The sequence below is a fragment of the Cellulomonas carbonis genome (assembly GCF_014636275.1).
GTDB lineage: Bacteria > Actinomycetota > Actinomycetes > Actinomycetales > Cellulomonadaceae > Actinotalea > Actinotalea carbonis.
In genome coordinates, this window is record NZ_BMEB01000003.1 from 136710 (window position 1) to 149530 (window position 12821).

14 protein-coding genes are annotated in these 12821 nt (G+C 76.0%); 6 read left to right on the forward strand and 8 right to left on the reverse strand.

Translation table 11 applies throughout. The features are described 5' to 3' along the window. Nucleotides 1-10: 10 nt before the first annotated feature. The 3 genes from IEV86_RS10640 to IEV86_RS10650 form a co-directional block, all read right to left on the reverse strand. A complete protein-coding gene (locus IEV86_RS10640) occupies nt 11-1252 on the reverse strand; it encodes a glycosyltransferase 87 family protein (protein ID WP_081978722.1) in 1242 nt (413 codons plus the stop codon). 27 nt (nt 1253-1279) lie between these two features. Then, nucleotides 1280-1840 carry a DUF4190 domain-containing protein gene (locus IEV86_RS10645; RefSeq protein WP_052426199.1) on the reverse strand — a complete coding sequence of 187 codons (561 nt, stop codon included), beginning with the start codon at nt 1838-1840 and terminating at the stop codon, nt 1280-1282. A gap of 61 nt (nt 1841-1901) precedes the next feature. Beyond that, nucleotides 1902-2879: a DMT family transporter gene (locus IEV86_RS10650; RefSeq protein WP_161784046.1), complete on the reverse strand. Its 978-nt coding sequence runs from the start codon at nt 2877-2879 to the stop codon at nt 1902-1904. Between the two features lie 37 nt (nt 2880-2916). Here IEV86_RS10650 and arfB point away from each other — a divergent pair, with 37 nt between their 5' ends. Continuing rightward, nucleotides 2917-3345: an alternative ribosome rescue aminoacyl-tRNA hydrolase ArfB gene (gene arfB, locus IEV86_RS10655; protein WP_043606614.1), complete on the forward strand. Its 429-nt coding sequence runs from the start codon at nt 2917-2919 to the stop codon at nt 3343-3345. Between the two features lie 116 nt (nt 3346-3461). Then, a complete protein-coding gene (locus IEV86_RS10660; RefSeq protein ID WP_043606570.1) occupies nt 3462-4832 on the forward strand; it encodes a uracil-xanthine permease family protein in 1371 nt (456 codons plus the stop codon). Between the two features lie 27 nt (nt 4833-4859). Here the strand turns inward: IEV86_RS10660 and IEV86_RS10665 are convergent, their stop codons facing one another. The 4 genes from IEV86_RS10665 to IEV86_RS10680 form a co-directional block, all read right to left on the reverse strand. Further along, nucleotides 4860-5534, reverse strand: a complete 675-nt coding sequence (locus IEV86_RS10665; protein ID WP_229734612.1) for a GNAT family N-acetyltransferase — start codon at nt 5532-5534, stop codon at nt 4860-4862. A gap of 1 nt (nt 5535) precedes the next feature. Then, on the reverse strand, nt 5536-6213 hold the full coding sequence (locus IEV86_RS10670) for a LytR C-terminal domain-containing protein (protein WP_043606567.1): 678 nt from the start codon (nt 6211-6213) through the stop codon (nt 5536-5538). Beyond that, entirely contained in the window at nt 6213-6512 is a 300-nt protein-coding gene (locus IEV86_RS10675) for a type II toxin-antitoxin system VapB family antitoxin (protein WP_043606564.1), read from the reverse strand. The genes IEV86_RS10670 and IEV86_RS10675 overlap by 1 nt, the downstream gene beginning before the upstream one ends. A 100-nt stretch (nt 6513-6612) precedes the next feature. Further along, a complete protein-coding gene (locus IEV86_RS10680) occupies nt 6613-7416 on the reverse strand; it encodes a hypothetical protein (protein ID WP_052426198.1) in 804 nt (267 codons plus the stop codon). 202 nt (nt 7417-7618) lie between these two features. Between IEV86_RS10680 and IEV86_RS10685 the strand changes: the two genes are divergently transcribed. From IEV86_RS10685 to IEV86_RS10700, 4 genes are all read left to right on the forward strand, one after another. Beyond that, nucleotides 7619-9643, forward strand: coding sequence for a PKD domain-containing protein (locus IEV86_RS10685; RefSeq protein ID WP_081978720.1), 2025 nt, complete (start codon nt 7619-7621; stop codon nt 9641-9643). 83 nt (nt 9644-9726) lie between these two features. Then, the gene (locus IEV86_RS10690) at nt 9727-10650 is read left to right on the forward strand and encodes a GGDEF domain-containing protein (protein ID WP_052426197.1); all 924 of its coding nucleotides are present in this window, start codon (nt 9727-9729) and stop codon (nt 10648-10650) included. Between the two features lie 15 nt (nt 10651-10665). Further along, on the forward strand, nt 10666-11463 hold the full coding sequence (locus IEV86_RS10695; protein ID WP_052426196.1) for a lysophospholipid acyltransferase family protein: 798 nt from the start codon (nt 10666-10668) through the stop codon (nt 11461-11463). A 71-nt stretch (nt 11464-11534) separates the two neighbouring features. After that, nucleotides 11535-12371, forward strand: a complete 837-nt coding sequence (locus IEV86_RS10700) for an alpha/beta hydrolase (RefSeq protein WP_043606560.1) — start codon at nt 11535-11537, stop codon at nt 12369-12371. Between the two features lie 49 nt (nt 12372-12420). Here IEV86_RS10700 and IEV86_RS10705 read toward each other — a convergent pair whose 3' ends face one another. After that, entirely contained in the window at nt 12421-12777 is a 357-nt protein-coding gene (locus tag IEV86_RS10705; RefSeq protein ID WP_043606595.1) for a MerR family transcriptional regulator, read from the reverse strand. Nucleotides 12778-12821 lie beyond the last annotated feature (44 nt).

A 12821-nucleotide genomic window follows, 5' to 3' on the forward strand; every position in this document is an offset into this window, starting at 1 on the left:
CGGGGCGGCGTCAGCGCTCGCGCACCGCGACGTCCCGCCCGACGACGACGCGCACGAGCCACGCCGCGGCGACGACGAGCAGCGCGACGAGCAGCGCGTTGCGCCCGGCGAGCGCGGCCGTCACCGCGAGGTCACCCGCCAGCAGCGCCGGGTAGCCCCACGGGAAGACGACCTGGGTCAGCGCCGCGGCGGCGAGTGCGAGCGCCGCGACGACCCACGTCCGACGCGCCCAGTCTCCGCCCCGTGTCGAGGCGAGAGCCACGGCGACCGCGGCCGCGACCCACGTCATGAACTGCGGCGACCCGACCTTGTTCGCGACGACGAGCCATGTCGTCAGGACGAGGACCGCGGGGACGAGCGCCTCGACGGCGGTCCCGCGGCGGCGCGCGACGAGGAGCAGCGCCCCGACCGCGACCACCCCGACGGGCAGCACGACGTCGAGCGCGGACGCCGCCGTCGCACCCGCGGGCACCTCGTACGTCACGAGCTCGTCGTGCAGCACGGCGGCCGGTCGACCGTCGACGGCGCCCGCCACGACCCACGGCGTCGCGGCCACCGACTCCACCTGGAGCCCGCGCTCGCCTTGCGCCCCGAGGAACGACAGCACGCGCGGGCCGCCACCCGCGAGCCCCACCGCACCCACGACGAGCCCCGTCACCACCGCGGCCGGGACGACGACGTCGCGCCACGGTCGCCGGGCCGCGGCGGCCAGCGGGAGCAGCAGCGCCCCGGGCGCGACCTTGACCCATGCGCCCGCGGTGAGCAGGACCGACGCCCGCCCGGGCCGCTCCGACGTCGCGGCCAGGACGCCGAGCGCGAGCAGCGCCGCGGCGACCGCGTCGAGCCGCCCGACAGCGACCGGCCCCAGCGCGAGGAGGGCCGCGAGCCACCACCACGCGGCGCGGTGGGCGTCGCGACGCAGCAGCGCCGCGACGACGAGCGCGTCGAGCACCGTGACCAGCGCGCACCACGTCAGCGCGTAGACCGGCGTCGAGACGGTGCTGACCGCACCGGCCGCGACGACGGGCACGAGGGCCCCCGCGGGGTACACCCACGGCTCGTCGAGCAGGGGCGCGCCCGCGCCGTCCAGCACGGTCCACGCCCACCAGCGGTACAGGTCGAGGTCCCAGAACGCCTCCGCGGGGACCACCACGACGCCGACGACCGTCAGCACCGCGTGGACGACGACGAACGACCCCCACACGGCCGCGAGCCGTGCAGGGGTCGTGGGCAGCACCGCCGTCCCGCTCACCTCAGGTCGCGCGCGGGAGCCGGGCCGTCAGGGCGACGTCGACGCGACGCCCGCCGCGAGCGCGAAGAACAGGATGAAGCCGACGACGACGAGGACGACGAGCGCGATGCCGACGTACCCCACGACGAGCCCGGCCGTCGCGACGCCGCTGCCCTGCTCGCCGGTGTCCGCGATCTGCCGACGCGCCATGTGGCCGGTGATGACCCCGGCGATGCTCCCGAGGACCGGGACGAAGGTGAGGCCCAGGACGGACGACACGAGCGAGATGATCGCCATCGTGTTGGTCTTCACGTACGGCGGCGGTGCGTAGCCCTGCCCGTACGGCTGGCCGTACGCGGGACCGTACGACGAGCCGTACGGCTGCTGCCCGTACCCGGGCTGCGCGTAGGGCGGCTGCTGCCCCTGGCCGGGGTCGGCTCCCGGATCGGTCTGCGCCGGGCCCTGCGCCGGGCCCTGCGACGAGCCCTGCGACGAGCCCTGGTCGGGAGCGGTGTACGGGGCGTCCGCGGTGCTTCCCGTCGGCCCGGTCCCGCCCGGCGGGGGCGGCGTCGGCTGGTCGTCGCGCGGGATGGGCTGGCTCTCGGACACGTGAGCTCCTCGATCGATCGGCTGCTGCCTCGAGCATGTCACAACGGCGCGGACCCGCTGCTCAGGAGGAGGGGCGCCGTCCGACGGCGGCGACGGTCGCGACCGCGATCATCGCGGCGGCCACCAGCGTGCTCCAGTGCACGCCCAGGCCCGTCGCGACGTCGAGGCCCACGGCGGTGACCATCTGGCCGCCGACGATCGCGAGGGTCAGCGCGAACGTCCCGAGGTGCCGCACGGCCCACGCCGCGCCCACCGTGATCGCGGCGCCGAGCGGTCCGCCGAGGTACAGCCACCAGTGGTCGACCAGCGACGGCAGGACGACGTCGCCCAGCCCGCCGGTCGCCCACGCGCCGGCCAGGACGACCGAGATCACGAGCGTCCCGCCCGTGGCGGTCGTGAGCCCCGCGACCACCGGGTCGCCCGCGAGCGCGGTCACCTTGCCGTTGCCCGCCTGCTGCACGCCGAGCGTGACCCCGCCGAGGAACAGCAGGAGACCCATGAGCACGACGGTCGGGAGGTCCGCCTCGAGCGAGCCCGAGCCCGACAGCACCGCGACCGCGAGCCCGGCGACGGCGACGACCCCCGCGAGCGCACGGCGTCCCGAGAGCGGGAGCGGCCGGGGGAGCCCGATGCCGCGCGCGTCGAGCGCGAGCCCGGAGACGGTCTGCCCGGCGACCGAGCAGACCGACGCGATCGCGACGCCGACGACGGGGACGCCCGCGGTCATCGCGAGCACGATCGGGATGCCGCACACGCCGATCGCGTACCACCACCAGCGGCCGTCGCGGCGCAGCACCGTCACGGTGCGGCCCGCCGACCCGCGCAGCACGACGACCACGACGACGGTGAGCAGCGTCCCGACGTAGGACAGCCAGCTCGCCGTGAGGGCGCCCGCGCCCGCCGTCGACAGGTCGCCGTTGAGCCGTCCCTGCGCCGCGACCATCGCCCCGCACAGCGCGGCGACGACGACGGCGGGCAGGACGAGCGACGCGGCGGGCCGGGTGGTCCCGGGTGGGACGGTCCCGCTCACGCCTCGCATGCGGCGGACCCTACCCGCGGGGTGGGACGATCGAGGCATGAGCGCGGACGTCGTCGTCGGACCGACGCTCGTCATCCCGCGCGCCGAGCTGAGCACCCGGTTCTCGCGTTCCTCGGGGCCGGGCGGGCAGGGCGTGAACACGACGGACTCGCGCGTCGAGCTGTCGTGGGACGTCGTCGCGTCCGCGGTCCTGACCGACACCCAGCGTGAGCGGCTCCTCGAGCGGCTCGGCCCCCGCCTCGTGGCGGGCGTGCTCACCGTCGTCGCGTCCGAGCACCGCGAGCAGCTGCGCAACCGCGCGGCGGCCGAGCGACGCCTCGCGGCCCTCGTCGCGGACGGCATCGCGCCGCCGGCCCGGCCGCGCCGCGCGACCCGACCGACCAAGGGGTCGACCGAGCGCCGCCTCGCCGCGAAGAGGCACCGCTCCGACACCAAGCGCCTCCGGTCCGCGCGCCCCGGCGACTGACCGCCGGGGCTCCTCCGCCGCGGCGCGGTCGGACCCACGTCGGGGCGTCGCGGGGCCGTTAGGGTTCACCCGGCCCGGGCGCCCGCCGTGGGCCGTCGCGACGTCGAGGAGTCACGATGAGCAGTTTCGGCTGGCGCATGCACGGGGACGGCAGGCGCGTCGCGCCCGGTGCCGTGGTGGCCCCGGACGAGCGGCTCTCCGTTCCGCGGACGGTCGCGATCGGCATGCAGCACGTCATCGCGATGTCGGGAGCGACGCTGCTGGTCCCGGCGATCACGGGCTTCCCGGCGTCGACCACGCTGCTGTTCTCCGCGATCGGCACGGTCGCCTTCCTGCTGCTGACCCGCAATCGGCTCCCGAGCTACCTCGGGTCGTCGTTCGCGTTCATCGCGCCGATCCTCGCCGCGACGGCGTCGGGCGGCGTGTCCGACGCGACCGGCGGCATCCTCGTCACGGGTCTGCTGCTCGTCGTCGTCGGGCTCGTCGTGCAGCTCGCCGGTGCGCGGTGGATCGACGCCGCGATGCCACCCGTCGTGACGGGCGCGATCGTCGCGCTCATCGGCCTCAACCTCGCGCCCGTGGCGTGGGGGAGCGTCAACGCCGACGGCTCGGCGACCGGGTTCCGCTCCTCGCCGGTGACCGCGCTCGTCACGCTCGGCGCGATGGTGCTCGTGACGGTCTTCTTCAAGGGCATGCTCGGCCGCCTCGCGATCCTCGTCGGCGTCGTCGTCGGCTACCTGTTCGCGCTCGTGCGGTCCGAGGTGGACCTCGGTCCGGTGGCCGACGCCGCGTGGCTCGGCCTGCCCGAGCTCACCGCGCCGACCTTCCGGTGGAGCGCGATCGTCCTGTTCCTGCCGGTCGTCTTCGTGCTGGTCGCGGAGAACGTCGGCCACGTGAAGTCCGTCGCCGCGATGACCGGGCAGGACCTCGACCCGCTCATGGGCCGTGCGCTCATGGCCGACGGCCTCGCGACCACCCTCGCGGGTGCGGGCGGCGGCTCGGGCACGACGACGTACGCCGAGAACATCGGCGTCATGGCCGCGACGCGCGTGTTCTCGACCGCCGCGTACTGGGTCGCCGCGTTCACGGCGCTCCTGCTGAGCCTGTCGCCCAAGTTCGGCGCACTCGTCGACACGATGCCCGAGGCCGTCCTCGGCGGCGCGGGCACGCTGCTCTACGGCATGATCGGCCTGCTCGGCGCGCGCATCTGGGTCCAGAACCGCGTCGACTTCTCCGACCCGGTGAACCTCACCACGGCCGCCATCGCGCTGATCGTCGGCATCGCCGACTTCACCTGGGCGCCTGAGCCGGGCCTCGAGCTGCGCGGCATCGCGCTCGGCACGGCCGCGGCGATCGTCGTCTACCACCTGATGCGCGGTGTCTCGCGGTGGCGCGGCACGTCGCAGGAGCCGGCGAGCCCGGCGTCCGTGCCGGGTGGTACGGAGCTCGAGGGCACGCGGCTCGAGGGCGTCCGACGCGACGGCTGAGAGCGATGAGCCCGCCGGCCCTGCGACTCAGCCGAGCCGCAGACCGAGCAGGTGACCCGCGGCGGCGTCGGGGTCCGACGCCGCCGCGGCCGGGTCGGTGACCGCCGGGACCGGCCGGAAGCCGAGGTGCGCGTAGAACCCGCGCGCCCGCAGGTTCTCCGGGTCGACGCCGAGGTGCACACCCGGCACGCCGCGCCGCCGCAGCTCCGCGAGCAGGTGCTCGACGAGCCGGCGACCACCTCCGGAGCCCTGCGCCTCGGGCAGCAGGTCGATGTGCAGGTGGGCGGGGAAGTCCGCGGTCACGGCCGACGGCGTGCGCTCGGGCTCGTGGACCAGCCGGACGAGCTCGGCGTCGCCCGGGTGGGTCGCCGACCCGACGGGATGGCGCTCACGGGCGCCCGGCCACCACTCGACGTCGCAGCGCTCCTCGAACGCGGTGGTGTCGGCGACGCCCAGGACGTACCCGACCGCGACGTCGTCGGCCCCCGCCAGCACGAACGCGAGGTCGGGGGACAGCGCGAGGTACGGGCCGACGTAGACGTCCCCCAGCAGCAGCGGGTCGTGGCGCCCGGTCGCGTCCGAGCCCGCGGCGCCGGTCCGCAGGCAGATCTCGTACAGGCGCGCGACGTCGGTCGCCCGGGCACCGCGCACGGTCAGCGCCGTCGACCCGTCGGCCGGGCGGTCCCCGTCGCGCTCAAGCACGTCAGCCCTCGGCGGGAGCCTGCTCGCCCTCGGCGGGAGCCTGCTCGCCCTCGGCGGGCTCCTCGGTGGCCGGGGCCGGCCCGGGAGGTGCGACCTGGAGCGCCTCGTCGAGCGGGACGCAGCCCTCGACCCCGACCAGCGGCTCGCCGGGGGCGAGCGGCACGGCCGCCGGCTCCACGAGCGTCGAGTAGGCGCCGCCGAGCACGAGGTCGACCGTCGGCTCGGTGCGGGTGTCGATGAGCAGCGCCGCGCCGTCGATCTGGGCCGCGAGCGTGTACCCCGCGCGCAGGCCGGTCTCGCCGAAGCGCACGAGAGCGATGCCGGGGTAGTCGCCCGGGAAGTTGTCCGCGCTCAGCACCGTGAAGCCGCGCGCCGCGAGCTGGTCGCCGACGTCGGCCGCGAGACCGGCGCGCCCGGCACCGTTGAGGACCTGCACCTGGACCTCGCCGTACGTCGTCGGCACCGCACCCTCGGGCGGGCACGGGGCGGCGCCCGCGCCCTCCGCCTCGGGCCGGAGCGTCGTGAACTCGCGCGCGAACGGCGGGTCGATCACGCCGGTGTAGACGGCCGTCGCGCCGAGCGCGGCGACGGCCATCGCGGCGAGCATGCTGCCGAAGACGACGGCCTGCCGCTCGCGGCGGTGGCGGCGCCGGAGCGCCTGCGGGTCACGCGCGGTCATCAGTCCTCCAGCACCAGGACGCGCGCGTGCAGGATCGACCGCTGCTGGAGGGCCGCGCGCACCGCACGGTGCAGGCCGTCCTCGAGGTACATGACGCCCTTGTACTGGACGACGTGCGCGAAGAGGTCGCCGTAGAACGTCGAGTCCTCCGACAGCAGGTTGTCGAGGTTGAGCGTGCGCTTGGTCGTCACGAGCTCGTCGAGCCGGATCTGCCGCGGCGGCACCTCGGCCCAGTCCCGCGGCGTCGTCAGGCCGTGGTCCGGGTAGGGGCGTCCGTCCCCCACGGCCTTGAAGATCACAGGGGGAGTCTAGTGCGGGGCGCGCGCCGGGCCCGGGACCGTCCGCCGACGGCGGGGCGGGCGGACGCCGGACGGCGACCCGCGGTCCGGCCAGGCACGGTCAGTCGCCCAGGCCCACCCGGTCGACGCGACGGTGGTAGCGCATCCCGGTGACGCCGCCGAGGACGGCGCCGAGGAGCGTCACCACCGCGACCCCGAGCGCGACGAGCACGCCGGTCGTGGTGAGGTCCTCGACCTCGATGCGCGGGAACGCGAGCGCGTCGGACAGGACGTCGAACTCGGCGCCGGCGAGCAGCGTGAGCACCGCGACGGCGATGGCCATGACGACGGCCCACAGCCAGACCGCGACACCCTGCTTCGCGCCGCTGAACCGGGCCATGCGCCCGGCGACGTAGCCGCCCGCGAAGTACGCGACGAACAGCAGGACCAGCAGGACGATGCCGCTCACGAGGCCGAGCGTCGTCGTCGACGTGCCCACCTGGTCGGCGGCCTCCTCGGGCGTGTCCGTGACGAGGCCGAGCGCACCGCTGATCGCCGCGGCGAGGGCGGTGAGGATGACGGCGGTGCCCGTCGCGGTGAGCCAGCCGAAGAAGGCGGAGCCGATCTTCATCCCGCCGAACTCCTCGCGCTCCCGGGCGAGGACCGTGCGGCGGTCGCGGTCGAGGTCCCGCGGGGAGTCGGTCGCGGAGTGGTCGTCGCGCCGCACGTCGTCGTGCCGGTCGTCGTGCCGGTCGTCGTGGGTGCCGCGGTACGTGTCGTCGCCGCGACGCTCGCCGCGCCGCGCGTCGTCGGCGTGGGCACCGTGGGTCGTGCCCGTCGTGCCGGAGGTCGGTGCGGTGGTCCGGTCGTCCCGCCCGGGCGTGGCCGGGTCGGTGCGGCGGGGCTCCTGGGGGCTCGTGCTCATCGTGTCCTCCTGGCTGAGGTGGGCGCCGGACGTCCGGCCTGGTCGCCCTCCATCTCGACCGTAGGAGCGCCGTTCATGGTCGGCAACAGGAGCGGGGTCCGCGCCCGGCGCACGACCCACCCCGGCCGGCGACGGCGACGCTTCCGAAATGTCCGTTTCAGGAGTAGGAACGGACCGTCAGCGCCGACAACCGGAGGCCGCCGTGCGCGCTCGTCCCGCCCTGGTCCCGCTCACCGCCGCGGCGCTCGCCGTCGCCGCCACCCTCGGTGGAGGCGGTGCGGTCGCCACGCGTGACGGCCTCGCCACGGGGCCCGCTCCCGGAGGGGTCGGCGCGGCCGTGCACGCGCAGGCGGGCGCCCAGGCTCCGGCCCAGCCGCAGGTCCAGGCGGCGGCCGTCGCCGGGGGCGTGCACCTCACCGCCGCGGGGGACATCGGCGCCACCTCGAACACGTGGGCGGTCCTGGACTCGGTCCGCGCGCTCGACCCCGACGCGATGCTCGTCCTCGGCGACCTCTCCTACGGGCAGACGGGTGCGGAGCAGGCGTGGTGCGACCAGGTCGTGGCCCGCGTCGGTGCCGGGTTCGCGTTCCAGCTCGTCGCGGGCAACCACGAGATGAACGGCCTCAACGGCAACATCAACGACTTCTCCGCGTGCCTGCCCAACCAGCTCCCCGGCCTCGTGGGCACCTACGGGCGCGAGTGGTACGTCGACGTCCCCGCGCAGGACCCGCTGGTCCGCGTCGTGATGGTCTCGCCGGCGCTCGACTTCCCCGGCCAGGCGCGGTGGGAGTACACCGTCGGCAGCCCGCGCTACGCGTGGACCGAGGCCGCGATCGACGGCGCGCGCGCGGCGGGGGTGCCGTGGGTCGTCGTCGGGATGCACCACCCGTGCCTGTCGGTCGGCACCTACTCGTGCCTCTCGGGCAGCGACCTCAACGACCTGCTGCTGAGCAAGCGCGTCGACCTGGTGCTCAGCGGCCACGAGCACCTCTACCAGCGCACGCACCAGCTCGCGCTCGGTGCGGCGTGCCCGACCGTCGTCCCCGGGGCCGCCGCGGACCTCGACTGCGTCGTCGACGCCGACCCCACGATGGTGCGCGGCGCCGGGACCGTCTTCGCGACCGTCGGCACGGGCGGGATCCAGCAGCGGGCGGTCGCGACCGGCGACCCCGAGGAGCCGTACTTCGCGACGGCGAACGGCCTGGCGACCGCGTCGTGGGGCGTCCTCGACCTGCAGGTCACCGCGGACGAGCTGAGCGCGCGGTTCGTGCGCGCGTCCGGCGCCACGTTCTCGGACGCGTTCACGCTGCGCGCCGCCGACCCGGGCACCAACGCCCCGCCCGTCGCGCGCGCGACCGTGTCGTGCACCGGGCGGACGTGCGCGTTCGACGGCTCGTCGTCGTCCGACGGCGACGGCACCGTGACCGCGTGGGCGTGGGACCTCGGCGACGGCGCCACCGCGTCCGGCGCGACGACGACGCACACCTACGCGGCCGACGGCTCCTTCACCGCCCGGCTCACCGTGACCGACGACGACGGCGCGACGGGGACCGTCCAGCGCGTCGTCGAGGTCGCCGCGCCGTCGGCGGTCTTCGCGGCCGACACCTTCACGCGCGACCTCGCGCGCGGGTGGGGCTCCGCGGAGACCGGCGGCGCGTGGCGCACGAGCGGCTCGCTCGACCTCTACTCCGTCGCCGGCGGCGCGGGCCGGATCCGGCTCGCCGCACCCGGCGTCGGGCCCGACGTGAGCCTCCCGGCGACGGCGTCCTCGGCGGACCTCGTGCAGACCTTCCGGGTCGACAAGCTCCCCGCCGGCGGGAGCGGGCTGTACCTGTACCCGTCGCCGCGACGCGTCGCGGGCGTCGGCGAGTACCGGTCCAAGGTGCAGCTGCGCGGCGACGGGCGCGTCGTGCTGTCGCTCGTCCGGGTGACGGGCGGGACCCACACCGCGCTCACCGCCGCGACGCTCCTCGCCGGTCCCGTCGTCGCGCCGGGCGAGGGCCTGCTCGTCCGCACCCAGGCCGTGGGGACGAACCCGACCACCGTGCGGGCCCGCGTGTGGGAGGCGGGGACACCCGAGCCGACCTCGTGGAACGCGACCGCGACCGACGCGACCGCGGGTCTCCAGGCGGCGGGCTCGACGGGTCTCAACACCTATCTGTCCTCGGGCGTGACGTCGGCGCCCATCGTGCTGACGCTCGACGACGTGCGGGCGGTGGTGCCCTGACGGCGCCCGCCGGCACCGGGACGACGGCGGACCTGCGCGCGCAGCGGCGCGCGAGCACGGGCGGGAGCGAGCATCATGACGGCGTGGACCCCAGACCGCCCGAGGACGTCGCGTGCGAGGCGATCGGGCGAGGCCTGGCGCAGCACCCCGACGACGGCCTCGTCCTGCTCCAGGCCGTCCGCGACGCCGACGGCGAGGTCGTCGAGCTCGTCCACGAGTGGGTCAACGCGGCGGCGGAGGTCAACGCCGGGCGAGCCCTGCTCGGCCGCGGCCTGCTCGAGCTCTACGGCTCGGACGCGACCCTGTTCGACACGATGCGCACGGTGCTCGCGACCGGCAGGACCCTGCGGACCGAGGTCGCCTACGCCGACGAGAGCGCCGACCGCCGCCTGCACGGGCGGACGTTCGCGGTGTTCTACGCGGCCGTCGACGGCGACCGGGTCGTCTGTCAGTACCGCGACATCAGCGACCTGCGCCGCGCGCAGGCGCACATGCTGCACCGCGCCGAGCACGACGAGCTCACAGGTGCCGCGAACCGTCGACGCGCGCGGGAGCACCTCGGCAGCGTGCTCGCGGACCTCGCTGCGGGCGCCCCGCCCGTCCTGGTCGCGCTCGCGGACCTCGACGGCTTCAAGGCCGTCAACGACACGCACGGCCACCTCGCGGGCGACGAGGTGCTCCAGCTCGCGGCGGCGCGCATGCACGCGGCCATGCGGGGCGACGACCTGTTCGCCCGGTACGGCGGCGACGAGTTCCTCGTCGTGTGCCGCGACATCCCGGACGACGACGCCGCGCTCGTCGTCGTCGACCGGTTGCGGCACGCCGTCGCGGGGCGGTACCGCCTGTCCGGCGGCGGGGAGGTCGGGATCGGCATCTCGGTCGGGTATGCGCTCGCGACCGAGCCCGTGCCGATGGACCGCCTGCTCGAGCTCGCCGACCGGTCGCTCTACCGCGCGAAGGCGGCACGCGGCACGCGCGCCGACGAGCGCCAGGTCGGGGCGCGCTGACGTGACGAGGCTCCCGTGAGCGTCCGCTTCCGCCGTCACCACGTCGGCCCGCCGCCCGGCTTCACCTGGTCGGGCGCCGTCCGGCGTGCGCTCTGGCGCGCGCTGTTCAGGACGGTCGGCGGCTTCACCGTCACGGGCGCCGCACCGTACGAGGCGATGGTCGTCGTGGCGAACCACTCGTCGCACGCCGACACCCCCGCGCTGCTCGCCGCGTTCCCGACGCCCTACAAGCCGATGGTCGTGGCGGCGCAGGACTACTGGTTCACCACGCGCTGGCGGCGTGCGGTCGTCACCGTGCTGATCGGGGCCGTCCCCGTGCGCCGCGTGGGCGGGGGTGGGTACGAGAGCCTGCTCGAGGCGGCGCAGCAGGTGCTCGGCTCGGGCTCGAGCCTGCTCGTGTTCCCCGAGGGCACGCGGTCCACGACGGGCGAGCTCGGCACGTTCCGCAGCGGCGCGCTGCGGATCGCCAAGGAGTTCCAGGTGCCCCTGCTGCCCGTCGCGGTGGTCGGCACGCACGCGCTGCTGCCCAAGGGCGGGCGCTTCCGGCCCGGTCCGGTCGAGGTGCGGGTCGGTCGGGCGATCCCGCCCGACGAGCTCGAGCTCGGCGACATGGGACCCGTGACCGACCAGATCGACGAGCTGCTGTCGCTCGGTCCGGCCCGGCGCGAGACGTCGCTGGTGTGGTGCCGCGTGCACCAGGTGGTCCGGGGTGCCGCCGCGTCGCGTCGTGCGGCGCTGACCGCGGCCGGCGTCGGCGTGCTGGTGGTCGGTGGGCTGTCGGCACTCGCGCTGCGAGTTCGACGGCGCGGCTGAGGTCGCCCGGAGCGGCGGCCGAGGGGCGATGGTCCTGACGCGCGCGGTGCCGTGGGTGGGACCGTGAGGGCGTGACCAGGGGGAGGACCGTCGCGGTCGGCGCGCTCGTCGCCGTCGTCGCGCTCGCGGGTGTCGTGTGGTTCGGGCAGCGGTCGCTGATGTACGTGCCGGACCGGTCCGTGCCGCCGCGGGCGGCTGACGTGCTGCCGGGGCTGCGCGACGTCGTCGTCGTGACGGACGACGGCATGGACCTGGGCGTCTGGTACGCCCCCGCCGACGACGGCTGCGGCGCGACCGTCCTCGTCGCGCCGGGCAACGGGGGCAACCGCGGTGGACGCGTCGGGCTGGTCCAGGCCGTCCGGTCGACCGGTGCGGGCGTGCTGCTGCTCGACTACCGCGGCTACGGCGGGAACCCCGGGACGCCGTCGGCGGCCGGGCTCGCGCTCGACGTGCGTGCGGCGCGCGACTGGCTGCTGGACCAGGGGGTACCGACCGACGGGCTCGTCTACCTGGGGGAGAGCATCGGCACGGGCGTCGTCACGGAGCTCGCGGTCGAGCACCCGCCCGCAGCCCTCGTGCTCCGGTCGCCCATGACGTCCTTCCCCGCCGTCGTCGACGCTCTGTACGGGGTGCCGCTGGGGTGGGTGGTGCGCGACCGGTACCCCGTGGAGCGGCAGGTCCGCGAGGTGGGGAGCCCGGTCGCGGTGGTCCTGGGGACGGCGGACACGCTGGTCCCGCCCGGGCAGAGCCGGGCCGTGGCGGACGCCGCGCGCGAGGCGGGGCTGACCGTCGTGGTGCGCGAGGTCGAGGGGGCCGGGCACGACGACGGCGGGCTCGCGCACGGCGACGCGCTGGTCGGCGCGCTGCGGGACGTCGTGCGGGAGGCGGGGATCGCGGGCTGCGGCTGAGGGGCGCGTGCCCGGGGCCGGACCGGCCCGGAGGTGGCGGGTCGTGCCGTCAGCGGCGCCGGAGGAGGTCGATGAACTCGTCCGCCATCTCGAGCGTCCGGGCGAGCTCGGCCCGACGCTGCTCGGCCCGCACGACGAACGCGGCGAGGTGCTCGCGGGGGCCCTGCGGGTCGACGGCCGGGTCGGCGAGCGACTCGACGAGGTCGAGGACCTCGCGCATCTCCTCGAGCGTGAAGCCGAGGGGCTTCATGCGTCGGATGAGCAGCAGGCGCTCGACGTCGTGCTGCGTGTAGAGGCGGAACCCGCCGTCGGTCCGACCTGACGGCCGGAGGACGCCGACCTCGTCGTAGTGGCGGAGCGTCCGCAGGGACAGCCCGGTCCGGTCCGCGACGGCGCCGATGTGCATCGTCGCGCCCGGGCCCGCGGACGGTGCCGTGCGGGGCGCCGTGG